17 protein-coding genes are annotated in these 24,275 nt (G+C 70.8%); 9 read left to right on the top strand and 8 right to left on the bottom strand.

What is annotated here, in order from left to right:
* Positions 1–65 precede the first annotated feature (65 nt).
* Positions 66–1,235: an alpha/beta hydrolase gene (locus V5F61_RS02390; RefSeq protein WP_393987161.1), complete on the bottom strand. Its 1,170-nt coding sequence runs from the start codon at positions 1,233–1,235 to the stop codon at positions 66–68.
* A gap of 65 nt (positions 1,236–1,300) precedes the next feature.
* Between V5F61_RS02390 and V5F61_RS02395 the strand changes: the two genes are divergently transcribed.
* Both V5F61_RS02395 and V5F61_RS02400 read left to right on the top strand, forming a co-directional pair.
* Entirely contained in the window at positions 1,301–2,041 is a 741-nt protein-coding gene (locus tag V5F61_RS02395; RefSeq protein WP_393987162.1) for a hypothetical protein, read from the top strand.
* Positions 2,042–2,069: 28 nt separating this feature from the next.
* Positions 2,070–3,134 carry an AI-2E family transporter gene (locus V5F61_RS02400; RefSeq protein ID WP_393987163.1) on the top strand — a complete coding sequence of 355 codons (1,065 nt, stop codon included), beginning with the start codon at positions 2,070–2,072 and terminating at the stop codon, positions 3,132–3,134.
* An 18-nt stretch (positions 3,135–3,152) separates the two neighbouring features.
* Here V5F61_RS02400 and V5F61_RS02405 read toward each other — a convergent pair whose 3' ends face one another.
* Complete coding sequence (locus V5F61_RS02405; protein WP_393987164.1) at positions 3,153–4,613, bottom strand: alpha/beta hydrolase; 1,461 nt, start codon at positions 4,611–4,613, stop codon at positions 3,153–3,155.
* A gap of 237 nt (positions 4,614–4,850) precedes the next feature.
* On the opposite strand from V5F61_RS02405, the gene V5F61_RS02410 reads away from it, so the two are divergent.
* Entirely contained in the window at positions 4,851–5,258 is a 408-nt protein-coding gene (locus V5F61_RS02410; RefSeq protein ID WP_393987165.1) for a hypothetical protein, read from the top strand.
* A 294-nt stretch (positions 5,259–5,552) separates the two neighbouring features.
* On the opposite strand, the gene V5F61_RS02415 is transcribed toward V5F61_RS02410, so the two are convergent.
* Positions 5,553–9,005, bottom strand: coding sequence for an AAA family ATPase (locus tag V5F61_RS02415; RefSeq protein ID WP_393987166.1), 3,453 nt, complete (start codon positions 9,003–9,005; stop codon positions 5,553–5,555).
* The gene (locus tag V5F61_RS02420; protein WP_393987167.1) at positions 9,002–10,261 is read right to left on the bottom strand and encodes a metallophosphoesterase family protein; all 1,260 of its coding nucleotides are present in this window, start codon (positions 10,259–10,261) and stop codon (positions 9,002–9,004) included. The genes V5F61_RS02415 and V5F61_RS02420 overlap by 4 nt, the downstream gene beginning before the upstream one ends.
* Positions 10,262–10,541: 280 nt before the next feature.
* Between V5F61_RS02420 and V5F61_RS02425 the strand changes: the two genes are divergently transcribed.
* Both V5F61_RS02425 and V5F61_RS02430 read left to right on the top strand, forming a co-directional pair.
* The gene (locus tag V5F61_RS02425) at positions 10,542–11,324 is read left to right on the top strand and encodes a hypothetical protein (protein WP_393987168.1); all 783 of its coding nucleotides are present in this window, start codon (positions 10,542–10,544) and stop codon (positions 11,322–11,324) included.
* A gap of 140 nt (positions 11,325–11,464) precedes the next feature.
* Positions 11,465–11,854, top strand: a complete 390-nt coding sequence (locus V5F61_RS02430; RefSeq protein WP_393987169.1) for a TfoX/Sxy family protein — start codon at positions 11,465–11,467, stop codon at positions 11,852–11,854.
* A 278-nt stretch (positions 11,855–12,132) separates the two neighbouring features.
* Here the strand turns inward: V5F61_RS02430 and V5F61_RS02435 are convergent, their stop codons facing one another.
* Positions 12,133–13,029 carry an alpha/beta hydrolase gene (locus V5F61_RS02435; protein ID WP_393987170.1) on the bottom strand — a complete coding sequence of 299 codons (897 nt, stop codon included), beginning with the start codon at positions 13,027–13,029 and terminating at the stop codon, positions 12,133–12,135.
* Between the two features lie 192 nt (positions 13,030–13,221).
* Positions 13,222–14,673 carry a DEAD/DEAH box helicase gene (locus V5F61_RS02440; RefSeq protein WP_393987171.1) on the bottom strand — a complete coding sequence of 484 codons (1,452 nt, stop codon included), beginning with the start codon at positions 14,671–14,673 and terminating at the stop codon, positions 13,222–13,224.
* Between the two features lie 275 nt (positions 14,674–14,948).
* Here V5F61_RS02440 and V5F61_RS02445 point away from each other — a divergent pair, with 275 nt between their 5' ends.
* Positions 14,949–16,106 carry an MFS transporter gene (locus V5F61_RS02445; protein ID WP_393987172.1) on the top strand — a complete coding sequence of 386 codons (1,158 nt, stop codon included), beginning with the start codon at positions 14,949–14,951 and terminating at the stop codon, positions 16,104–16,106.
* 124 nt (positions 16,107–16,230) lie between these two features.
* Here the strand turns inward: V5F61_RS02445 and parE are convergent, their stop codons facing one another.
* Positions 16,231–18,270 (bottom strand): DNA topoisomerase IV subunit B, encoded by a 2,040-nt coding sequence (parE, locus tag V5F61_RS02450; RefSeq protein WP_393987173.1) that lies wholly within the window; start codon positions 18,268–18,270, stop codon positions 16,231–16,233.
* A 233-nt stretch (positions 18,271–18,503) separates the two neighbouring features.
* On the opposite strand from parE, the gene V5F61_RS02455 reads away from it, so the two are divergent.
* The 3 genes from V5F61_RS02455 (at position 18,504) to V5F61_RS02465 (ending at position 22,505) form a co-directional block, all read left to right on the top strand.
* Complete coding sequence (locus V5F61_RS02455; protein ID WP_393987174.1) at positions 18,504–19,754, top strand: MgtC/SapB family protein; 1,251 nt, start codon at positions 18,504–18,506, stop codon at positions 19,752–19,754.
* A gap of 124 nt (positions 19,755–19,878) precedes the next feature.
* Positions 19,879–21,681, top strand: a complete 1,803-nt coding sequence (recJ, locus tag V5F61_RS02460; RefSeq protein WP_393987175.1) for a single-stranded-DNA-specific exonuclease RecJ — start codon at positions 19,879–19,881, stop codon at positions 21,679–21,681.
* Positions 21,682–21,821: 140 nt separating this feature from the next.
* Positions 21,822–22,505, top strand: a complete 684-nt coding sequence (locus V5F61_RS02465; protein WP_393987176.1) for a YoaK family protein — start codon at positions 21,822–21,824, stop codon at positions 22,503–22,505.
* Between the two features lie 152 nt (positions 22,506–22,657).
* On the opposite strand, the gene V5F61_RS02470 is transcribed toward V5F61_RS02465, so the two are convergent.
* The gene (locus tag V5F61_RS02470; protein WP_393987177.1) at positions 22,658–24,049 is read right to left on the bottom strand and encodes a GntP family permease; all 1,392 of its coding nucleotides are present in this window, start codon (positions 24,047–24,049) and stop codon (positions 22,658–22,660) included.
* Between the last annotated feature and the right edge of the window lie 226 nt (positions 24,050–24,275).

The raw sequence follows: 24,275 nt of genomic DNA on the forward strand, positions 1-24,275 counted from the left end.
GACGGCGCCGCGCGCCGGAAGCCGTCCTTCCGTCCACGCGCCTTTGAGCCTCCGCGCGGGTGGGCCTATCGCGACAGCCCGGCGCGGAACACCTGGATGGGGGCGGTGACGACGGCGCCCACGGCGCCGCCCACCGCATCCACCGCGCCGACCGGTCCGCTCACGCCTTCCGAGATCTGCTGCCCGGCCACGAGCTGGTCGCCGATAAGGCGCACCATGTCGGCCTGGGTGGCGAACTTGGAGTGGTTGAGGCCGTCGCCGCCCTGCAGGGCGGTGAGATCGAGCACGGTGATGCCCTCCCCATGCTCCAGCCGCGCGGCATAGGCGGGGTTCGTGAGGTCCACGGCGCCGACCCGCTGCACATCCCCCGCGATGGTGCGGGAGAGGCTGAGGGCGTGGTCGTTGCGGGAAACGAAGATGGTCATCTTGGGCCGCTTCGGCCCCATTTCCTGAACCTGCCGCTCGAACACGTCGATGTCGAGATCGGGCGAGGCGAGGATCACGTTGCTGATCTTGGCCGGGATGCGCCCATCCTGCAAAGCGAGCTGGCGCAGCGCCTCCACCGCGAGCCACGCGCCCATGGAGTGGGCCAGCACCACCACTTCGTCCACATGGGGGCTGCGGGCTGCGGCGCCGAGCACGTAGGCAAGGTCGGAGCGCGAGAAATTGGCGCTCTCGCGATCGTAGACATAGCCCGTGATCTGCCCGCGCGAGGGCCAGGTGAACAGCACCGGCGCGAGGTTCGAGCTGCTGTCGTTCACGAACTGGGCGAAGCGGAACACCGCCGCGTCGAATGGCGTGTTGAAGCCGTGCACGAACACCAGCACGCGCCGCTTGTTGTTCGGCAGGCCCTGGAACCAGGGCAGCACCTGCTTGCGGGCGAGGGGATCGACCTGCGTCACCACGAACTCGCGCGCGGGGTCTCCCGGCACGCGGGTGGGCCACTGGATGGAGCCGGGCTCGCGATTGGGCGGAATGCTCACCACGATGTTGGCGAAGGAGAGGCTCTCGCCGCGCTCGCCGGTGAAGAGCACGCCCTCCACCTCCGAAGGCGCGCGGGTGGTGGCCACCAGCATGTCCACCTTGGATGAGCCCGCCTCCGCGCCCACGGCCACCGGGACCAGCACGCCCTCCGGCCGCGCGCAGCCGGAAAGGGCGAGCGGCACTGCGCAGGCGGCCGCGAGCGCCAGCATCCGTCCCGCGCGAAAGAAGAGGCCGTGGTTGCCTGTTGCCATGGTCGTGGGGCGTGTCCTGAAGGAGCTTCGTGCGTTCCTCATAGAGTATCGCGCGACGGATGAGAATGAACTTTCGCCAAGATCGGGCGGAGGCGGCGCCTGATGCGGCGAAAGGTGAAAAAACGCTTCATGTCGTTCCGCCGGGATGTGCGGCCCGTGACGGCAATGCAGCTAGATTTCATGCGGCCTCGCCACCGCTTGCCGGCTCTGCTATTGCGTTGCGGTGTGTTGCGGAAGGCGGTTTTTCCATGGGTGGGACGGCGAACGAGATTCATCTGCACCTGAGTGACGTGAAGAATTTCTTCCAGGTTCCCGAAATCGACCCCTTCGAAGGCGATGATCTCGACATTTCCGGTATCGATCAATTGATGGATGCGCTGAAGGCGCAGGGAGACTGGAAGCGCAAAAGTCTGCGTGCCGTGGTTCATCTGCCCGCCGCCGACGCGGGAGATCCGCGCATCGGCAACATGACGAAGTATCTGGAGCGCTATTGCGACAAGCAGATCCAGTATAATCGCCGCAAGATCGCGGAGCTGAGACTGGAAGGGCGCCACGCCCTGCGGGTGGGGTTGCTGTTCCTTTTCGTCTGCCTCGCCCTTTCAGCTGCGACGGAAAAGCTGGTCGGCTCGGAGTTGCTGGTGGGGCAAGTGCTGGTGGAAGGCTTCATCATCGCCGGATGGGTGGGGCTGTGGCACCCGCTGGACATGCTGCTCTACGCCTGGTGGCCCAATGCGCGGGACATCCGGCTCTACGAGAAGATCAGGTCCATGCGGCTCGACTTCGCATTCGATCACGAGACGGTCTGAGGCCGATGGCCGGGGGAAGGGGTGAACCATGCGGGTGTTGATCGCTCTGGTGGCGGCGGTGGCGGTTGGCTGCGCGCTCTATGTGGCGGAAGGGCTGTTCGCGCCCGTGGCGTTCGCGCTGTTCGTCATCGCCGTGGTGTGGCCGCTGCAGAGGCGGCTCCAGGCATACCTGCCGAAGCTGGTGGCGGTGCTGGTTACGCTCGTCGTCACCCTCGCGGTGGTGGGGGCGGTCACCTCCGTGGTGGTCTGGGGCTTCAGCCATGTGGGCCAGTGGGTGTTCCTGAACGCCGCCCGCTTCCAGCTCCTCTATGCCCAGCTCGGTGAATGGCTGGAAGGCCACGGCTTCGTGCTCGCGGCCGTGGTGGCCGAGCATTTCGACGTGCGCTGGCTGCTGCGCCTGTTCCAGGATGTATCGGGGCGGGTGCAGGGGCTGGCGAGCTTCCTGGTCTTCACCTTCGTCTATGTGCTGCTGGGCCTGCTGGAGGTGGACGCGCTGGCAAGCCAGCTCAAGGCCCTGGAGCGGCGCAGCCGTGGCGACTTCTCCGGCGCTTTCCTGCTGGCGGCGGGCGCTGACACCGCCCGCAAGCTCCAGAAGTACATGGCCGTGCGCACGCTCATGAGCGTCGCCACCGGCGCGGTGGTGTGGGTGTTTACCCTCACGGCGGGGCTGGAGCTGGCGCTGGCCTGGGGCGCCATGGCCTTCGCCTTCAACTACATCCCCTTCATCGGCCCGTTCATCGCCACCCTGCTGCCCACGCTGTTCGCCCTGGCGCAGTTCGAATCGTGGGAAATGGCGATGTTCGTGTTCGTGAGCCTGAACCTCATCCAGTTCCTGTCGGGCAGCTACATCGAGCCGCGCCTCGCCGGCAAGGCGACGGCGGTCTCGCCCTTCCTGGTGCTGTTCGCGGTGTTCTTCTGGGCCTTCCTGTGGGGCGTGCCGGGGGCCTTCATCGGCGTGCCCATCCTCATCAGCGCGGTCACCCTGTGCGCCCACCATCCGGCGACGCGGGCGGTGGCCGACGTGCTCTCCGGCCAGCCGGCGCATGAGGAGCATGCGGCGAAGGCGCCCGTGGCGGAGAGGCACGGGGCCTGAGGTCCCGGCCCCGCCCGCTCAGGGGCGGGGCGGCAGGCCGGCGTCCACCCGCTCCAGCAGGTAGGGGAAGAACGGGTTGGAGGACATGCGCACCAGCATGTCCACGTTCACGATGAGCGCGCCATATTCCCCCCGCGCGGCGATGTCGCCGAGCCGCACGCCGAAGTCGTCGGCGGGATCCGGCGTCAGGCCGTAGAGCCCGTCGGTGAGCGGGAACGGCAGCGCCACGTGGGACAGCGAATAGACATCGGGCGGGTAGGAGAGGGCGAGGGGCGCCACCTCCTCCGCCGTGGTGCCGGCGGGTGTCACGCGCACCTCAGCCTGGCCGGAGTCCGGGCTCACGTTGGTCACCACGGCGGTGCGGAAGCGGCGCGGGGCCAGCGGCAGCAGGCGCGCGAGCGCGGTGTCTGCGCGGGCGTTCAGAAGCTGCTCGAAATGGGTGTCGCGGTTGATGTCGAACAGCACCAGCTCGCTGCCGTTGTCTTCGAGGCGGGCGTGGAGTGTCTCGATCACCGCGCGCGTGCTCACCGTGTGGTCCAGCACCGACTGGAAGGTGAGTACAGGGGCGAGCCCGGCGAGCCGCCCATCGCGCAGGTGGCGGTCGATATTGGCCTGAAGCGCCCGTGTGAGCAGGAAGGACTGGCGCGCCGCCTGCACCGGAAACGAATTGTATTTGAACGGGTTGAACTCCGGGATGATGGACAGCCACGCGGCCTTGGCGAAGGCGGGAAACACCGCCGGCCAGCCCGCGATGCCGGCGAAGCGGGCGAATTGCGTGACCCCCACCATGGGCGAGATCAGCACGATCTTCTCCGGTGCCACCAGCTTCGGGTCGTCGAGCGCGTCGAGGGCGTGCATCAGCGCCAGCGCGCCGCCGTTGGAATAGCCGACGATGTGAATGGGCTTGCCGGGCCCCACGCGCCGGCGCGCCTCGCGCATGGCGAGGCGGGTGGCTGCGATCCAGTCCTCATAATCCGCAGCCGTCAGCCCGCCCGGCACGGTGCCGTGCCCCGGCAGGCGGATGGCGATGGAGAGGAAGCCGCGCGCCGCATAGCGCCGGGCCAGATGGCGCAGGCTGTAGGGCGAATCCGTGAGGCCGTGCAGGAACACGGCGGCGCCCACCGGGTCGCCTTCCGGCTCCAGCACGAAGGTGCGGTTGAAATCCTGCGCGAAGTGGCCGGGATAGGCGGGGCTCTGGGCGAAGTAGCGGTTGAAGCGCTCGCGGTCGCGCGGCGGCAGCTTGTCCGTCACCTCCATGCGCACCGCCTCGAACACCTTGTCCTCGGCGGCGAGGTAGGCGGAAAGGTCGGCGGTGGCCAGCGCCGCGCGGCTCATCTCCTGCGGCACGAAGGTATGCCAAGGCTCCAGCGGCGGTCCCCGCCAGGCATCCACCGCGCGCACGGCGAGGATGGTCGCGAGCACGATGAGAAGGCCGATGCTGATCCGCCGCATCCAGCGCCAGAGCCAACCGAGGATCATGCCGCCCTCCTCCTCCGCCTTGCCGCGCCCGGCGCGGCCGAAGGCGCTCTATAGCCGCGGGCCGTCCCTGCACCAAAGGACAATTCCAACGCAATGGTAATCGAGGGTGCCGCTCCCGCCATCGCCGCGCGCGTTTGGGATAAGCGGGACAGGGGCGGGACGCAGCGCTCATCCGTTCCGTACCGCTCCGGTGCAAAGATCGCCCCGACAGGTGAAGCGGAAACCGGGTGTGTCCGAATGAGCAGGGTGAAGGGGCCCGCCGGAGGTGCAGGCGCGCAGGGGGCGACTCTCGATGCGGCGAATCTCGATGCGGTAGTGCTGGAGCAGATCTTCCTTTCGGCAGGCGTGGAGAATGTCGCCGAGCGGCTGCGCCGCCGCCGCCTGCTGCGCCGCCTGCTGCGCCGTCCGGCGGCGCGGATCGCCAGCCGCAGGCTGAAGCGCAAGCGGCTGCTGCACCGGCTGGACCGCCAGGCGCTGGGGCAGCGGCTGCGCCCGATGCATCAGGAGCGGCGCGTCGAGGTGCGTCGGGCGCTCAGCCTGGTGCGGCCCGCCCGAGCCGCGCCGCCGAAGCCTGCGCCGCGCCAAAGCCGCATCGGCCGCTGGGCGCAGGCGGGATGGGCCGGCCGCGCCAGCCGCGGCTGGTGAGGCCGACACCGGTGGCTCCGGGGCTGGTCCCCACCCCTGTGGATTTCATCGCCGCCCGGTGACGGGATGCCAGCAGGCTTCCCCATGCTGGAGAGGGCTGGAGCATCGGCCGCGCGGGTGCGCTTAAACCCGCCTTCGGGCGGATTTCACGCCATTGGCTCCGGTCCACCGGAGGGCACAGCTCGCGCTTCTTTCATGCACCGCGCGGGTTTGACCGAAGGCTTATGGAGAGCGGCACGCGACAAGGACCCATGAACCCGGCTCGGTGAGCCGGGTTCATGGGCCTCTTCGGCATCAGAGCTGGATGACCTGCGCCTCCCGGCCCAGGGCGCGGGTTGCGCACTCCGCCACATGGATGTGGTGAGTGAAGACGATGACCTGCGTGACCGCCCCAAGGCCGGCGAGCAGGCGCATGCCCGCTTCCGTGCGGCCCTCGTCGAAGGTCACGAACAGGTCGTCCGCCAGGAACGGCAGGGGTGTCGCCCGCCGGGCGTGCTCCTCGATGGCGGCGACGCGCAACGCAAGAAAAAGCTGGTCCGCCGTGCCTTCGGAGAGGGCATCGACCCCGTGTAGCCGCCCCTCACGGATGGCCGCGAGGCGGGGTGGGTCCCTGTCGTAGTCGATGCCGATGCCGCTCCACCGCCCATCGGTGAGGGTGGCGAAGGCTTCCGCCGCTCGCGTCACGATGGGGCTCTGGTGGCGCGCGCGATACCGTTCGACAGCGAAGCCCAGCAACCGGGCGGCCACATGGGCGCGGGTGAAGCGCTCCATCGCGTCGCCCAGGTCGGCGATGGCGTCCTGCATGTCCTGGGCGGCGCCGGCCGCGCCGGCCTGCGCGGCCTGGGCCTTCTGCTCTTCCTGCGCCCGCGTGTCCGCCACGATGGCGGTGTCACGCGCTGCGCGGGCCGCCTCGTGCTCTGCGGCGGCCTCTTCCGCGTGGCGTGTGAGGGCCTCGTCGTCCCGTCCGGCGATCTCGTCGCGGATCTCCTCCACGGCGCGCGCGCCGCGCAGGCCGTCGAGGCGCTGCCGGGCGGCGGCGATCTCCCCGTCGCAGCGGGCCGCCTGCTCCAGCCGTTCCAGCTGCGCCGGCAGCTCGGCCGGCTGCGTCACGCCGGCACGGGCGAGCACCTCGGCAAGCCCCGCCTCGGCCCGCGCCTGGGCGGCGCGCGCGGCGGCGGCGGCGGCATCGCGCTCGGCCAGCTGGGCATCCGCCGCCTCGGCGCGGGTGCGGGCCTGGAGCGCGGCTTCGACCCTGCGCCGCAAGGCGCGCACGGTGGCGAAGAGGTCGTCGGAGGCCGGTTCCCCAAGGCGGCCGAGCAAGTCTTCCGCGCCCACGGTGAAGGCCCGCTCGTCCTGCTCGATGCCGGCGATGCGCCGTTCCGCCGTCGCGAGCTCGCCATGGAGGCTGGCCGCCTCGTGCCACAGGCCGAGGGCGGCGCGGGCCTCGTCCGCCGTCGCGCCGGGGCGAATGGCGAGGGTGGGGAATACCTCCGCCGCCTCCGCCGCCAGCCTGTCGCGCTCGGTGTCGAGGGTGGAGCGGCGCGCGTCGAGTTCGGCAGCGTCACGCACGTGGCGCTCACGATCGCGCCGCAGCTCGCGCTGGCGCTGGAAGGCCGCCTCAAGCGCGGCGATGGCGGCCCGCAGCTCCGCCATGCGCAGGGGCGCATCGCCCAGGGGCGGCAGGTGAAGGTCTGTCCGCAGCGCCTCGGCCTCGGCGCGGTCGCGCCGCGCTGCCTCGGCCTGCTGTGAGGCCTCGGCCTGTTGCGCCAGGAGGGCGTCGGCATCCTTGCGGATGCTGTCCACCTCGCGCAGCACGGGCAGGGAGGCCTCTTCCGCCGGCAGGCCGCTCGCGTTCCACAGCACGTGCCAGGCTTCCCGCGTCGCATCGAGGCCGGCCTGCGTGGTCGCCACGCGGGCGTCGGCGGTGGTGAGGCGGGCATCCAGCTCCGCAAGGTCGAGCTCGGTGCGGGCGAGATCGGCGAGGCGCCGGCTCTCGGTCTGGCGCTCGTCGGCCAGCCGGTCGGCGGCGGTGAGCGCGCGCTCGAAGGTCTCGGCCTCCGCGGCGTCGCCGGGAAGCACGGCGCGCTGGGCGAGGAGCGCGGGGCGCAGGGCGCGCCAGGAGGTGTCGCGGGCCTCGCGCGCGGCGGCGATGGCACTGGCCGTGGGGGCGGTGCCGGCGCCGTCGAGCACGCTTCGCCGTGCCCGGAGCTGGGCGCCCTGCGCGGCGAGGTCCGCGCGCTGCTCGCAGGCGCGCGCATGAACGGCCACCGCCTCCGCCACGCGTGCAAGGGCGCCTTCTGCGACCGCATGGTCGGGCAAGGGCCGGCGCAGCAGGTCGTCCGCCCGCCAGGGCCCGAACGGCAGCCGCGCGACATGGGCGGCCAGCGTCTCGCGGGCGGCGGCTAGGCGGCGGGCCAGGGTTTCGGCGGCGGCGGCGCGGGTCTCGGCACCGTCGAGGGCTTCGAGCCGGCGCCGGAGCGGAGCGGGGTCCGCCACCGGCGGCAGCTGTTCGGAATCGGTGTCGCGCTGGCGCCGTGCGAGGGAGAGCGCATCGGCCTCCAGCGTCTCGCGCCGGGCCGCATGGGCGCGCAGGCCGTCCGCCAGGGCCTCGGCCCGCGCCAGCAGCGGCCGGCCGGGCAGGCGGGCGCGCAGGGCCTCCACGTCCGGCAGGTCGAGCCCGGCGGCGATGCGCGCCAGGCCCACGCGGGCGGCGTCGGCCTCGCGTCGCCGGTTCGGCAGGCTCGCCAGCTTGTTCTCCACCTGCGCGCGCACCTCATCGCGCCGGGCGATGTCGTCGGCGAGGGCGAGAACGGCGTCGTCCACTGTGACGGCGTCGCGCGCGTCGCGGGCCTGCTCTGCGGCCAGGACGGCCAGGGCGGTCGTCTCGGCCGCGCGGTTGCGGGCGTCGAGCCGCGCGCGGGCCTGCATCGGGAAGGCTGTCTCTACCTCTGGCAGGGAGCCGAGGGCGTCGCGGGCGGCCTCGGCTGTCGCGATGGCGCGCAGCTCCCGCGCCGCATCGAGCAGGGCGCGGGCGCGGTTGGCGGCGCGCAGGGCTGCCTCCTCCGCGTCGATGGCCTGGGCGCGCGCATGCGCGGCCTCTTCCGCCTCGGCCCGCAGCCGGGCCACGGCCTCGCCACGCAGCTCGTTGTCCTGGCGGGCCTTGTCGGCCTCCTTGTAGCGTGTCACCGCCGCATAGAAGGGCAGGCCGGCCGCCGCACGGGCGGGGTTGAACACGGCCGCCGCGTCCGCCTTCATCTCGTCGCGCAGCGCCGCCACCCGGGAGAGGCCGGGCGCCGCCGCCACCAGCGTGTCGGCCAGGTCGCCGCCGCCCGCCAGCAGCTTGGCGCCGCCCTCGCGCAGGCGCGCCTGGTCGAGGCCGAAAATGGCGAGGAAGGCGTCCCGGTCGTGGGCGCCAAGGAAGGGGACGAGCAGGTCGTCTGGCAGCGGGGCCTCCGTCTGCGGGTCCACCAGGGTCGCCTGCCGGCGCTTCAGCCGGGCGAAGGAGAGAGGGTGCCCGTCCGCGCCGGCGATGGTGGCCGAGAGGCGCATGGACTTGTAATCGTGCAGGAAGCTGAAGCGCGAGCGCTCCTCGATGCCGAACAGCACGTCGCAGGCGGCGGAAAGGGCGGTGGTCTTGCCGGCCTCGTTGGTGCCCAGCACCACCACCACGCGGGCGGCGGGGTCGAAATCGAGCGTGCGGTCGGTGAAGCGGCCGTAGCGGTCGAGGCCGAGGCTGAGGAACCTCATGATGCGCTGCCCTCGCTATCGGAAAGCCGCGCCAGGACCATCTCCCGCGCCTGCGCCACCGCCTCTTCGATCAGCGCGTCGAGATCAGCGCCATCGTGGCCGAGGGCCTTCAGCCCCGCCTTGGGCGCGCGATCGTGCAGCTTGCGCAGGGCGGCGCCGATGTCGTCCCGCAGGCCCGGATCGGCCGCCACTTCGGCCAGGATGTCGCCGAAGTCCGCGAGCAGGGGCGCGGGCCGGGGCGGGGGCACCTCCAGCCGCACCGAGACCTTCTCGACGAGCAGCCGGTCCCCGGCCTCGGCGGCCACCGCCGCCATGTCTTCCCGCAGCTGCGCCGGGTCCGCGCGCAGCGCCGCTGCCAATGGGGTGCTGCCGGTGAAGGTGAGGCGCACGGCCAGCGGGCGGCCGTCGGCGCGTTCCACCGCCTCGGTGAGGGCGGCACGCGCGCGGTCCAGCATGTCCTCACGCGTGGCCGCGCCGGAAAGGTCGATGTCAACGGTGTCGAAGCGGGCGGCGTCGAGGGCCAGGGCGTCGAGCGCGGTGATGCGCCCGTCCTCCACCCGCACCAGGGTGGCACCCTTGGGCCCGGTCTCGCGCGCGTGGCGCCCCTGCAGGTTGCCGGGGAAGACGATGGCGGGGTGCTCGCTCACCACCTCGCGCTGGTGGATGTGGCCGAGCGCCCAATAGTCGTATCCCGCGCGCTCCAGGTCGGCCACGGTGCAGGGGGCGTACACTTCGTGTCCCTCCCGCCCGGTGAGGGAGGTGTGCAGCACGCCGATGTTGAAGTGCCCCGGCACCGGCGCCGGATAGCCGAGGGCGAGGTTCTGCGCCACGTGGCGCTGGGCGAAGCCGCGCCCGTGCAGCGCCACCTTCAGCTCCGGGAGCGTCACCGTCTCCGCTTCCTCCACCGAGAAGCTGTGCACGTTCTGTGGCAGCGGCAGCTCCCGGCTGATGACCGAGGCGGCATCGTGGTTGCCGCGCAGGATGAACACCGGAATGTTTTCCCGCGCCAGCCGTCCCGTCTGCCGCACGAAGGCGTGGCCGGTGGAGAAGTCCTTCCAGTCGCCGTCATAGATGTCGCCGGCGATGACCACGAAGTCCACCTGCCGCGCCAGCGCCGCCGAGACGAGGTTTTCCAGCGCACGCCGCGAGGCGCCCGTGAAGGGGGCGGCCTCCGGCCCGCGGCGGGCGAGGCCGCGCAGGGGGCTGTCGAGGTGCAGGTCGGCGGCATGGAGGAACTGGAACGAGCGGGACGACATGCGGGAATCACCGTGGCGCGCGGGCGCGGCACGCAAGAGTGCGGGCTGGGCTCCCCTCTTGGCAACCCGGCCGTGCTCCCGCTTGCCGTTGCCGCCGCGACCTTTTTCGCGGGAGGCGGGATTGCCAATGCGTCTTCCGCTTGTATGGTCGGCCCGCGCCCATTTCGCAGCGGTGGGTGTTGGAGGTATGATTGAACTTGAAGGGGAGGTCGGGCCTCCGCCGCCGGACGGGTGGCGCCGCCCCGGGCCCGGTCGCCCCGCCGTCGCTGGAGAACCGCCCATGACATCCGCCCTGCCGCCCACCGCCGCCGTGGTGGCCCACATCGTCGATGCCGTCGCGCGCGCGCCGCTGGTGGAGGAACCCTTCTGGCACCTCGAGCTTTCGGGCATCTTCCCGCAGGAGCTTTATGGCGCCATGCGCGCCGCCATGCCCGAAGGGAACGATTATCGCGCGCTGAAGGGCCGCAACAACGTGAACATCATGGCCGACGGCTCGGCCACGCGGGTGAAGATCGACCTTTATCCGGAGTACATCCGCCACCTGCCTTCCGAGAAGCGCAGCGTGTGGGCCCTGGTGGGCGAGGCGCTGTGCGCGGATGAGGTGAAGGAGGCGTTCAAGCGGCGCCTGGAGCCCGGCCTCAGCCGCCGGTTCGGCCCGCAATACATGGAGACCGGCCTGTTCCCGGTGCCCATGCTCACGCGTGACGTCGCCGGCTATGAGATCCCGCCCCACACCGACACCAAGTGGAAGGGCATCACCATCCAGTTCTATTTGCCGGAAGACGAGAGCATCGCCCATGTGGGCACGCGCTTCGACCGGCGGCGCGCCGACGGCGGGTTCGAGCTTGCCCAGCGCATGCGCTTCGCCCCCAACACCGGCTACGCCTTCGCGGTGGGCCCGGACACCTGGCACTCGGTGGACAGGCTGGGGCCCGAGGTGCGCACGCGCGACACCATCCTCCATACCTATTTCGTGGACAACACGCCCATGCTGGCGTTCCGCAACCGCGGCAAGCGCGTGGGCAACTTCCTGCTCAACGAATTGCGCAACCTCGCGGGCTGAAGCCATTCGAGCAATGGCGCGCAGCGGTGTTGCCTTCGGAAGTGCGGAACGGCGATAAGCTGAAGCGTATCCGGTGAATTCGCATTCGCCGGATACGCTTCAGGCGCGGCCCTTGGGCTGATCGGTACGGACGCATCGGCATGGACCCGGAAACCATCTGCGACCTGTTCAGCGCCTTCGGGCCGGTGCGCCTTCGGCGCTTGTTCGGCGGCGCCGGCATCTATGCCGATGGGGTGATGTTCGCGCTGGAGGCGGGCGGCCTCATCTACCTGAAGGCCGATGCCGCCTTCGCCGCCGATCTCGCGGAGCGTGGCTCGGCCCCGTTCGGCTATGTGGCGAAGACCGGCCCGCGCACCATCGCGAGCTTCTGGCGCGTGCCCGACGCGGCGCTGGACGACGCCGACGACCTCGCCGCCCTCGCCCGCCGGGCCCTGGAGGTCGCGCGCGCCGCAGCATCGCAGAAGGCCGCGCGGAGTGGCGCGCGCGCTGCCGGGGCCCCGCGCCGCCGCCGGATTGCTCCACCCGCGTGAGGGCGCGATCCGTCACCGCGCGGCGATACGGTGCTTGAGCGCCTGCACGAGACCGTCAGGCTCCGCCCGCGGCCTTAACGCGAGGCGCGCGAGGTCCGCATAGACCGCGGGCCGCGGTGAGGTGCACCCCTGCCGCCAGCCCTGCACGTGTCCCTGTGGACGCCCGGCGCGTGAGACATCGGGGCCTGCGAGTCGTCTCTCGAGAGGGCGCGTCCGGCGCGGATGATGAGGGGATCATCCGTCAGTCGACGATCCAAAATATGAGATATCCGAACCCGTCACCGCGCGGTGATGAAGTCTGCGAGGGTGGGGACCAGCGCCGCTGCCAGGGGCAGGGCGGGGTTCATGTAGGTGGCGAGGTTCGCGTCGCGCGCCGCCGGGGCGGTCTTCAGCACATGGTTCATGCCGGGGACTGGGACAAGACGCGCGGCGGGACGGGCGGCGGCGAGGCGTTCGGCGTCCGCCATGGAGATCTGGAGATCGTGTGTGCCCTGCACCACGAGCACGGGGACGGAGACCTGGGCGAGCGCGGCGGCCGGATCGAGCGGCAGCCAGGACATGAGATAGGGTTGGACACTCGGACGGTAGAGGGCGGCGAGCTCCGGCGGCACGTCAGCGGCCGGCTCTCCCCGCTCCAGGGCGGCGCAGATGCGGCCGGATCGCGCCCGCAGCATCTCGGGAACGCCGGCATCCTCAAGCTGGCGGGCGACGACCGCGCAGGCGGGCCGCCCCGCGCCGGCGATGAGGATCAGCCCATCCACCGCCGCGCGCCGGGCGGCGAGGGTCGCGACCAGCGCGCCCTCGCTGTGGCCGATGAGGAACACGGGCCCCGGAGAGAGCCCGGCGGCCCGCGCCCGCGCCGTGAGAACGTCGAGCCAGGAGAGGGCATCGTCCACATAGGTGCCGAAGCGCAGGTCCTCCTCGCGCCCGCTGCCGGCGGCGCTCGCGGCGATGCCGCGCTTGTCGATGCGCAGGGTCGCGGTGCCGCGGGCGGCGAGCCCGTGGGCGAGGAGCTTCAGGCTGTCATTGCGGGCGTGGGGCAGGTTGCCGTCCCGATCCACGGGTCCGGATCCGGAGAGGATCAGGACGAGGGGGGCCTGGGTCCGGCTGCGGGGCAGGGCCAGCGTGCCGCGCAAGGGCCCGTTGGCGATGTCATGCTCGCCAAAGGTTTCCATGGAGAGGCCAGGCTGCCGTAACGCAGCGGTTTGCAGGGCGGCCGCGGCCGGCGGGGCCACCTTGTCCGCGGAGGCGCGGGCAGACGCCGCGCAGAGGGCCAGGGCAAATACGAACCACGGCAAATGCCGGCGCGCCCCCGGAACGGTGCCGCTTACCCTTTGGGAAAGACGGCGCCGGGGGCGCGGCAGTTTTCAGCTCGCCTTCACCCGCACGGGGCGGAGCAGGAAGGCGGGCAGGTGGGACATGTCGGCGGGCTCGTTCACCGGAGCGCGCTCGCGGCGGGTGGGGCGGGCCTCGGCGGCCTCCTCGCGCTGCGGGCGACGGGGGCGCTCGGCGCGGGGCTGCTCCTCGGGTCGGGCCGGCGTCTCGGCGCGCGGCTGCTCCTTGCGGGGCTCCTTCTCGCGCTCGCGGCGGGTTTCGCCGCGCCCCTCCTTCTCCACCTTGCGCTTGCCGCGCAGGCGGCCGTCCTCGCGCTCGCGGCCGTCCTTCCGCTCCTTCTCCCGCGGCGGGGCCTCGCCCAGGGGGGGGCCCTGCCAGGGGATGTCATTGCCGATGAGCTTCTCGATGGCGGCAAGGGACTTGGCGTCGGCGTGGGTCACCACCGTGAAGGCGGTGCCGGAGCGCCCGGCGCGGCCGGTGCGGCCGATGCGGTGCACGTAATCTTCCGCATGGTGGGGCACGTCATAGTTGAAGACGTGGCTCACCGCGGGGATGTCGAGGCCGCGTGCCGCGACGTCGGAGGCCACCAGCAGGTTGGCATCACCGTTGCGGAACTGGTCCAGGGCCTTGATGCGGGCGTGCTGGTCCATGTCGCCGTGCAGGCACACGGCATTGAAGCCGTGCTTCTGCAGTGAGCGATGCAGCACCGCCACATCCCGCTTGCGATTGCAGAAGATGATGCCGTTCTGCAGGTTTTCGCTGTCGCGGATGAGGCCCCGCAGCACGTCGCGCTTCTCCCAGTCCTCCCGGCCGGAGGCCACCAGGAGCTGTGCCACCGTGGCGGCGGTGGAGGAGGGCTTGGCCACCTCGATCCGCACCGGGCTCGACAGGAACTGGTCCACCAGGCGCTGGATCTCCGGCGGCATGGTGGCCGAGAAGAACAGCGTCTGCCGGGTGAAGGGCACGAGCTTGCAGATGCGCTCGATGTCCGGGATGAAGCCCATGTCCAGCATGCGGTCGGCCTCGTCGATGACGAGCACCTCGATGCCGGAGAGCAGGAGCCGCCCGCGCTCCACATGGTCGAGCAGGCGGCCGGGGGTGGCGATGAGCACGTCAACGCCGCGCAGGAGCTTTGAGTCCTGGTCGCCGAACGAGACGCCGCCGATGAGCAGCGCCACGTTCAGCTTATGGTTCTTGCCGTAGCGGACGAAGTTTTCTTCGACCTGGGCGGCAAGCTCGCGCGTCGGCTCCAGAATCAGGGTGCGGGGCATGCGTGCCCGAGCGCGCCCCTGCTCCAGCAGCGTCAGCATGGGGAGGGTGAAGGCCGCAGTCTTGCCGGTTCCGGTCTGCGCGATGCCGAGCACGTCTCGGCGCGCCAGCACATGCGGAATGGCCTGGGCCTGAATGGGTGTGGGCTGCGTATAGCCCGTGTCGGCGACAGCCGCGAGAACCTTCTCGCTCAGGCCGAGTTCGGAAAATGACATTGCATCTTTTGGATGCGGCGGCGCGCCGCTGATCGAACGTCCCGTGCCGTACGGGCTCAGACGAGTGGTCGTCGGTCGGCGCGCTTGGATTCGACATAACTCGGACGACGGTTAGCACCATATGAAAAACAAACGGCATGTCAATGCGTACGTCAGCCTTCCCGTTTCGTCAGCGCAACGCAGGGCGGGGCTCATGGCGCGCATGCGGCGTATTGACCTGCCCGCCGTCTTGGAGGAGGGCTGTATTCCGCTCCCGTCCTGCCCCGGTTCCTCCCATGCCCTTCCTGCTCGTTCTCGGCCTCGCCACCTTCGCGAGCACCTTTTCCATGCGGGCCGTGGACCCCATGCTCAACATCCTCGCGGCCGATCTGAACGTGACGCTGCAGCAGGTGGCCATGCTGGCGAGCGCTTTCACCCTGCCTTACGCCACCATGCAGCTCGTGTTCGGCCCCATCGGCGATGCGGTGGGCAAGGTGCGCCTCGTGCGGTTCAATCTGGTGCTGCTGACGCTCGGCCTCGCCGCCTCGGCGCTGGCGACGGGCCACCACATGCTGCTGGCCGCGCGGGTGTTCTCCGGCGCCTTCGCCGGGGGCATCATCCCGGTGGTGCTGGCCATGGTGGGGGACCGGGTGAGCTTCGACAGGCGCCCCCTGGCGCTCAGCCGCATCCTGCTGGCGCTGGTGCTGGGGCAGCTCCTGGGCTCTGCGGCCTCTGGCTTCATCGCCGCATGGGTGGGGTGGCGGGAGGTGTTCGCCACGGCGAGTATCGTCGCCGGCGCGGCGGCGCTCGCCGCTTTCCTCGGCATCAAGGAGCTCAAAGCGAGCGAGCCGCTGTCCTTCGGCGCGTCCCTCGCCCGCTACGGCACGGTGCTGCGCAATCCCCTTTCCATCAAGGTCTACGGGGTGGTGGCCATCGAGGGCGCCTTCTCGTTCGGGGTGTTTCCCATGGTGGCGCCGCTGATGGTGGCCCACGGGCTGGGCGATGCGGTGGAGGCCGGGCTGGTGCTCGCCGCCTTCGCCATCGGTGGCGCCTTCTACAGCCTCGCGGTGCCGCTGCTTGTGCGCACCCTCGGCCTCGGCGGAATGATGGGCGTGGGCGCCGTGAGCCTCGGCCTGCTGTTCATCGCCTCCGCTTTGGTGCCGAACCTCGTGATGGTGGCGGGGTTGTTCGCCCTCGGCGGCTTCACTTTCTATATGCTGCACAACGTGTTGCAGATCCTCGCCACGGAGCTGGCCCCGGAGGCGCGCGGCTCGGCGGTGGCGCTGTTCGCGTCATCCTTCTTCATCGGCCAGGCGCTGGGGGCCCTGGTGATGGCGCAGGTCGCCGCGCGCGCCGGGGTGGAGCCGGTGTTCCTCATGGCCGGCGCGGTGTTGATCGCGCTCGCCTACCCCGCCTCGCGCCTTGCGCCACGGGGGAGCGCCAAGCCGGGCTGAGGCGGCGGGCGCCCCGCCTTCATGCCAAAGGGCCCGATGAGCTTTTCTCACTGGCCCTCTGGCCAAGCCCGCGCTTTGCTTGAGCGACCCGCTTGGCGCCGGTCAAAGACCGGGGCCGTTGGGATCAGATGTCGAGCAGGTCTTCGTCCGCGAAGGCGGCATGCTCGGAGATGAACACGAAGCGCGCTTCCGGCTTGTTGCCCATCAGCCGCTCCACGATGTCGGCGGTGGCGGCGCGCTCGGCGTCCTGGATGCTCACGCGCTGGAGGGTGCGCGTCTTCGGGTCCATGGTGGTTTCCTTGAGCTGGGCCGGCATCATTTCGCCGAGGCCTTTGAAGCGGCCCACCTCCACCTTGCCCTTGGCGGCGAACTCCTTCTTCAGCAGCTTTTCCTTGTGGGCATCGTCACGCGCATAGAGCGTCTTCGCCCCCTGCGTGATGCGGTAGAGCGGGGGCACCGCGAGATAGAGGTGCCCCTCCTCGATGAGATGCGGCATCTGACGGAAGAAATAGGTGACGAGCAGGGAGGCGATGTGCGCCCCGTCCACGTCCGCGTCGGTCATGATGATGACCTTCTCGTAGCGCAGGTCCGTGTCGCGGTAGCTTGATCCGGTGCCGCAGCCCAACGCCTGGGTGAGGTCCGAGATCTGCTGGTTCTGGGCCAGCTTGTCGCGCCCTGCGCTCGCCACGTTGAGGATCTTGCCGCGCAGGGGCAGCACCGCCTGGGTCTTTCGGTCGCGCGCCTGCTTGGCGGAGCCACCGGCCGAATCGCCCTCCACGATGAACAGTTCGGAACCGGCCGCCTCGGTGTTGGAGCAATCGGCGAGCTTGCCCGGCAGGCGGAGCTTGCGCACCGCGGTCTTGCGGGAGATCTCGCGCTCCTGCTTGCGGCGCAGGCGCTCCTCCGCCCGGTCTATGACGTGCTCGAGTAGCCGGCTCGCCTGGTTCGGGTTGGCGGCGAGCCAGTGGTCGAAGGGGTCGCGCAAGGCGCTTTCCACGATGCGCGCGGCTTCCGTGGTGGCGAGCCGGTCTTTCGTCTGGCCCTGGAACTCCGGCTCGCGCACGAACACGGAAAGCATGGCGGCGCAGCCGGTGGTCACGTCGTCGCCGGTGATGACGGCGCCGCGCTTGCCCTGGCCGGAGCGCTCGGCATGGTCCTTCAGGCCCTTCAGCAGGGCGGCCCGCAGCCCGTTCTCGTGGGTGCCGCCGTCGGGCGTGGGAATGGTGTTGCAGTAGGAAGCGATGCCCCCGTCGCCATCCGCCACCCAGGCCACCGCCCACTCCACTGAGCCATGACCGCCCGGCTTCTGGATGCGGCCGGAGAAGATGTCCGGATGCACCAGGGTGTGGCCTTCGAGGTCGGCGGCGAGATAGTCCCTGAGGCCGCCGGGGAAGCGGAACACCATCTTCTCCGGCACGCCCTCGACGCCCCTGAGAAGCTCCGCGTCGCACGACCAGCGGATCTCGACCCCGCCGAACAGGTAGGCCTTCGACCGCGCCATGCGGAACACCCGTGCCGGCTCGAAGCGCAGCGCGGGGCCGAAGATCTCGGGGTCGGGGTGGAAGCGCACCCGCGTGCCGCGCCGGTTGGTGATGCGGCCTACCTTCTCCACCGGGCCCTCGGGAATGCCCTTGGAGAAGCGCTGGCGGTAGAGGGTCTGCTCGCGCGCCACCTCCACCTCCAGGTGGTCGGAGAGGGCGTTCACCACGGACACGCCGACGCCGTGGAGGCCGCCGGAGGTCTCATAGACCTTGCTGTCGAATTTTCCGCCCGCATGCAGGGTGGTCATGATGACCTCCAGCGCGGACTTGCCGGGAAACTTGGGGTGGTCCTCCACCGGGATGCCGCGCCCGTTGTCGGTCACGGTGAGGTAGCCGTCGGTGCCCAGGTGCACCTCGATGAAGGAGGCGTGGCCGGCCACCGCCTCGTCCATGGAATTGTCCACCACCTCGGCGAACAGGTGGTGCAGCGCCTTGGCATCCGTGCCGCCGATGTACATGCCCGGCCGCCGGCGCACCGGCTCCAGCCCCTCCAGCACCTCGATGTGGGCGGCGGTGTAGTCGGAGGCCATGGCGGGAACGGCGGTGGCCTTGCTCCGCCCCGGCGCCTTGGCGGCGGCACGGGAGCGGGAGGCGGAGCCGAAGAGATCGTCGGTATCGGACATGGATCGTCGATAGCAGAGGGCAGGGGGCCGCGCACGCGAATCGTGTTCCGGCGCGACCGTCACTGGCGACATGATGGCAGAGCTTGCGCCGGATGGGAACAAAATAGAAACACATCGTGGCGCGAAGCTGAGCGTTCACCAGGGGAGGCCGGCGACCGCAGAGCGGACCTCCTCCGCCGGTTCGGTTAGGATCGGGCGGAAGCGGCAGTCCCGCCCGAGCGGCCTGGAGCATCATGGACCATCTGATCTTTCATCTCGCGGTCTCCCTCGCCATCGGCCTCCTGGTGGGGGTGGAGCGCGGCTGGCGCGAGCGCAAGGAAGAAGAGGGCAGCCGCACCGCCGGCGTCCGCACCTTCGCCTTGATCGGGCTGCTCGGCGGCGTCAGCGCCGCCCTCTCCCAGGCGCTGGCGAGCCCGGCGCTGCTGATCGTGGCCGGGCTTGCGGCCAGCGCGCTGTTCGCCGCCTTCAAGTATCGCGAGATGGTGCGTGATGACGACTATTCGATTACCGGCATCGTCGCCGCCATCCTGGTGTTCGCCCTCGGCGCGCTGGCGGTGGTGGGCGACACCCAGGCCGCCGCCGCCGGGGCCATCGCCGTCACGGTCCTGCTTGCCGAGCGGGAGATGCTCCACCGTATGGTGCGGCATCTCACCTGGCCCGAGCTGCGCTCCGCCGTGCTGCTGCTGGTGATGACCGTCATCGTGCTGCCCCTGCTGCCGGACCGGACCATAGACCCGTTCGACGCCATCAACCCGCGCCAGATCTGGCTTTTCATGGTGCTCACGGCCACGATCTCGTTCGCCGGTTACGTGGCGGTGAAGGTGGCGGGGCCTGAAAAGGGTATTCTCTTCTCCGCGCTCGGCGGCGCCATGGTGTCGTCTACGGCGGTCACCATCGCCTTCGCGCGGCGCGCCAGTGGTGGCGAGCCCGCGGGCCTGCTGGCGGGAGGCGCGGCGCTGGCGGCGATGGTCTCGGTGCTGCGCGTGCTGGTGATCTGCCTGCTGGTGCGGCCGGAGCTGCTTTTGCATCTCGGCCCGCCGGCCCTTGCGGCCGCCGCCGGGTTCGGCGCCTGCGGCACGCTCATGATGCGCCGGGGCGCCGGCGCGCGGGGAGAAGCGGCGCTCGGCAACCCCATCGATGTCGCTCCGCTCGCCGCCTTCGCGACCCTGTTCGGCGTCGTCTCTGCGGTCAGCGGCTTTCTGCTGAAAGCGGTGGGGCCGGACAGCCTCTATGTGGTGAGCGCGGTCGCCGGCCTCGTGGACGTGGACGTGCCCTCGCTGAACGCCACGCGCCTCGCCGGAAACGGCCTTTCCATGGAGGGCGCGGCCTTGTGCATCCTGATCGCGCTGGGAATGAACGGGCTGGGGCGGGTCGTCTTCGCCACGGCCGGTGGCACGCGCGCCTTCACCGCGCGCTTCGCCGGCGCCACCGGTGTGGCCGCCGTGGCGGCGCTGGCGATGCTGCTGGTGACGCACGCGCTCTGATCCCATCGGCGCCGGTCTGTGGTCGGCGCCGCGCGGGCTTCGCTCGAACACCGTGCCCCGCCCGCATGGTGGCCCTGCGCGCGGGTGCCTCGACGCGGCCTTTCCGCTCTGGCTTCATGCCGGCGTGAGCATCGCCCTGACGAATCGCCCCTTCCTCAATGTGTCGCACTCCGCCACCGGTCGCGCCTGGCGGGAGCGGCTCGACGCGCGCGGCGCGCAGACGGCGCTCGCCATGGCCCAGCGCTACGGCGTGAGCGAGCTGCTGGCCCGCGTGCTCGCGGGGCGCGGCGTGGGGCTGGAGGAGGTGGAGACCTATCTCGACCCCGCCATCCGCACCCTGCTGCCCGATCCCGATACCTTGACCGACATGGCGCCCGCGGTGGAGCGCCTCGCTTATGCCGCCATGCGCGGCGAGAGCGTGGCCGTGTTCGGCGACTATGACGTGGACGGCGCCTGTTCCACGGCGCTGCTGGTGGGGGTGCTGCGGGCGGCGGGGCTCGACCCCCGCTTCCACATTCCGGACCGCATCTACGAAGGCTACGGCCCCAACGTGCCGGCCATCGAGGCGCTGGCCGCCGAGGGCGTGACGCTGCTGGTGACGGTGGATTGCGGCACCACCTCCGCAGAGCCGCTGGCTGCCGCGCGGCGCCTCGGCATGGACGTGGTGGTCATCGACCACCATCAGGCGAGCGAGGCGCTGCCGCCCGCCCATGCCATCGTCAATCCCAACCGGGAGGACGACCTCTCCGGCCTCGGCCATGTGTGCGCGGCGGGGCTCACCTTCATCACCGCCGTGGGGCTGGTGCGGGCGCTGCGGCAGAAGGGTCATTTCGGCACCGCGCGGCCGGCGCCAGACCTGCTGGAGGCGCTGGACCTGGTGGCCCTGGCGACGGTGGCGGACGTGGTGCCCCTGAAGGGGCTCAACCGCGCCTTCGTCACCAAGGGGCTCATTACCCTCAGGCGGCGCAGCCGCGTGGGCCTCACCGCGCTGATGGACGTGGCGCGGCTCGACGGGCCGCCGCGGCCCTATCACCTCGGCTTCATCCTGGGGCCGCGCATCAATGCGGGCGGGCGCATCGGCGATGCCGCCCTCGGTGCGCGCCTGCTGCTCAGCTCCGATCCCATGGAGGCGAAGACCATCGCCGCCGAGCTGGATCGCCTCAACACCGAGCGGCAGGAGGTGGAGCGGGCCATCGTCGTCGCCGCCGAGGCGGAAGCCCAGGCGGCCCTCGGCCTCAACGACGAGGGGCCGGTGGTGGTGGTGAGCGGCGAGGGCTGGCACCCCGGCGTGGTGGGCCTCGTCGCCTCGCGGCTCAAGGAGCGCTTCCAGCGCCCGGCCTTCGCCATCGCCCTCAACGGGGCGACGGGCACCGGCTCCGGCCGCTCGGTGCCGGGGGTGGATCTCGGCCGCGCGGTGCGCGAGGCGGTGGAGAAGGGGCTGCTGGTGAAGGGCGGCGGCCACGCCATGGCGGCCGGCCTCACCGTGGAGCGCACCCGCCTCGGCGAGCTGCGCGCCCATCTGGAGACGAAGCTCTCCGCCGACGTGGAGCGCGCCCGTGCCGAGGGCGCGCTGACGGTGGATGGCGCCCTGACCGCCGCCGCCGCCACTCCGGCGCTGGCCGAGACCATCGCCCGCGCCGGGCCCTTCGGCGCCGGCAATGCCGAGCCCGTGTTCGCCTTCCCCAACCACAAGCTCGCTTATGTGGAGAGCTTCGGCGCCGGCCACGTGCGGGCGCGGCTCATGTCGGGCGACGGATCGGGCCTGCGGGCGGTGGCGTTCCGGGTGGCGGAGGAGCCCCTGGGCCGCGCCCTGCTGGCGGCGCGGGGGCGCCCGCTGCACGTGGCGGGCACGCTGGAGCCGGACACATGGCAAGGCGAGACGCGGGTGTCCCTGCGCATCAAGGATGTGGCGGAGACGGTGGGCTGAGGCTTCGCTCCGCCCCTCGTTCCCCCCTCCCGGCTTCCCCCGCCTGGCCCCGCTGGCGGGCGATAGGCTGTGCGGCCATGGCGCCGGCGGGGCATGATGCGCTGCGGTGCGTCGATTCTGTGGGGGATGTCGTGCGCCGAATGTTGCCGATCTTGCTGTGCTTCAATGCCGGCTTCGTGGATACGGCCGGGTTCGTGGCCCTGGGCGGCCTCTTCACCGCTCATGTGACGGGAAACATCGTCACCTTCTCGGCCGCGGTGGCCGAGGGCCGTGCGCCGGAGATCGGGAAGGTCATCGCCATACCGGTGTTCGCGGTGGTGGTGGCGGTGGCGCACCTGCTGGGCCGGGCCATGGCGATGCACGGGCAGAGCGACTTCCGCATCCTCATGGCGATGAAGCTGGTGCTGCTGGCCCATGCGGCGCTGGTGGCGATCACCCTCGGGCCCTTCCTCGATCCCGATGCGCCGAGCGCTCTGATGACCGCCATGACCCTGGTGAGCGCCATGGCGCTGCAGAACGCCCTGCACCGCACCCATCTGAAGGACCTGCCGCCCTCCACGATGGTCACCGGCACCATCACCCAGATCCTGGTGGATGCCATGGCCCTGTGGCGCCCCCACCCGGAGACGGACCGCCCCGCCACCCGCGAGCGCCTGGGCCGCTTCGGCGCCAATTTCGCCGCCTTCGTCGGCGGTTGCGCCCTGGCGGCCTTCCTGTATCTGCTGCTGGGGATGTGGGCGCTGATGGTGCCGCCGCTGGTGGCCGCCGCGGAGATCTTCGCGCTGCCGCCGGAGGAGGCCGGGAAGGGCGCGCGGATGGGCTGAGGCGAGGTGCCCGAAACGAAAACCCCCCGCACGCCGGTCGGCATGCGGGGGTACGTGGCATCAGGGGCTCATGCAGGGGCCGGTGGGTGGTTCCCATGGACCGTCCGCGCGAACCCGGCCGGGCGCCCGGCCAGAGGCCGCGGCCGTTGGCCTCAGTAGAGGCCGGTAAGCCAATAGAAGGCGATGACGAAGAACACCGCCGCCGTCTTGATGAGGGTGATGGCGAAGATGTCGCCATAGGACTGACGGTGGGTCAGTCCGGTCACCGCGAGCAGGGTGATGACCGCGCCGTTGTGGGGCAGGGTGTCCATGCCGCCCGAGGCCATGGAGGCCACGCGGCTCATCACTTCCAGCGGAATGCCGTAGGCGTGGGCCTGGGCGATGAACTGCTCCGACATGGCCGCGAGCGCGATGGACAGGCCGCCCGACGCCGAGCCGGTGATGCCGGCGAGGGTGGTGACGGTGATCGCCTCGTTGATGAGCGGATGGGGAATCGCCGACAGGGCTGACTTGATGACCAGGAAGCCAGGCAGCGCCGCGATCACCGCGCCGAAGCCGTACTCGGTGGCGGTGTTCAGGCTGGCGAGCAGGGCGCCGCCCACGGCATCCTTGGAGCCGCCGGAGAACTTGCCGGCGATCGCCTTGAAGCCGAGCAACGTCACCGTGACGATGCCCAGCAGCAGCGCCGCCTGCACCGCCCAGATGGCGGCCCAGGTGGCCGTGGGCACGCTCACGGCCGCGGCGCCGGGCACCAGCGTGGCGCTGGCGGTGGGCTCGAACCAGGTGGGGATGAGGCGGGCGAAGATCAGGTTGGCGATGCCAACCACCACCAGCGGGGAAAGGGCGAGCAGGGGCGACACCAGCGGCACGCTCTCGTCCACCACCACCTCGTTGAGGTGGCCGGTGCCGTAGCCCTCGCCCTTCTTCTGCGCCTGCTTGCGGCGGAACTCCAGGTAGGAGAGGCCGACCACCAGGATGAAGGCGGTGCCCACAAAGCCGAGGATCGGCGCGGCATAGGCCGTGGTCTTGAAGAAGGTGGTGGGGATGATGTTCTGGATCTGCGGGGTGCCCGGCAGGGTGTCCATGGTGAAGGAGAAGGCGCCGAGCGCCACCACCGCCGGCAGCAGGCGCTTGGGAATGCCCACCTGGCGGAACATCTCCGCGCCGAACGGATAGACCGCGAACACCACCACGAACAGCGACACGCCGCCATAGGTGAGCAGCGCACCCACAAGCACGATGGACAGGATGGCGCGCGAGGGCCCCAGCAGCTTCACGATGGCCGAGACGATGGAGCGCGAGAAGCCCGAAAGCTCAATGAGCTTGCCGAACACCGCGCCCAAAAGGAACACGGGAAAGTAGAGCTTGATGAAGCCCACCATCTTTTCCATGAACAGGCCGGAAAAGACGACGGGAACCGCGCCGGGATCGGTCAAAAGCACCGCGCCGAGGGCGGCGACCGGGGCGAACAGGATGACGCTGAAGCCACGATAGGCCACGAACATCAGGAAGAAGAGCGCCGCTAGGCAGATGATGAAACTCATCGGCGTTGAATCCAGAAGGCACGAATGGAGGGAACGTCGAGTCTATATGCCTGTGCATGCACAGGCATGGGGAAGCTATCCTGCCATAATCGAGGCGGCGACTCGTTCCAGGTTGATATCCACCAGGATATTTACGATCTGGTAACCATGCCGTAACGGAACAAGGCCCGCGCCAGCAACCTTCCCATACGAAAACGACCGCCGCGGCGGGGCCGTGGCGGTCGTC

Origin of the sequence: Xanthobacter sediminis (assembly GCF_043195015.1) — a bacterium.
Lineage (GTDB): Bacteria > Pseudomonadota > Alphaproteobacteria > Rhizobiales > Xanthobacteraceae > Xanthobacter.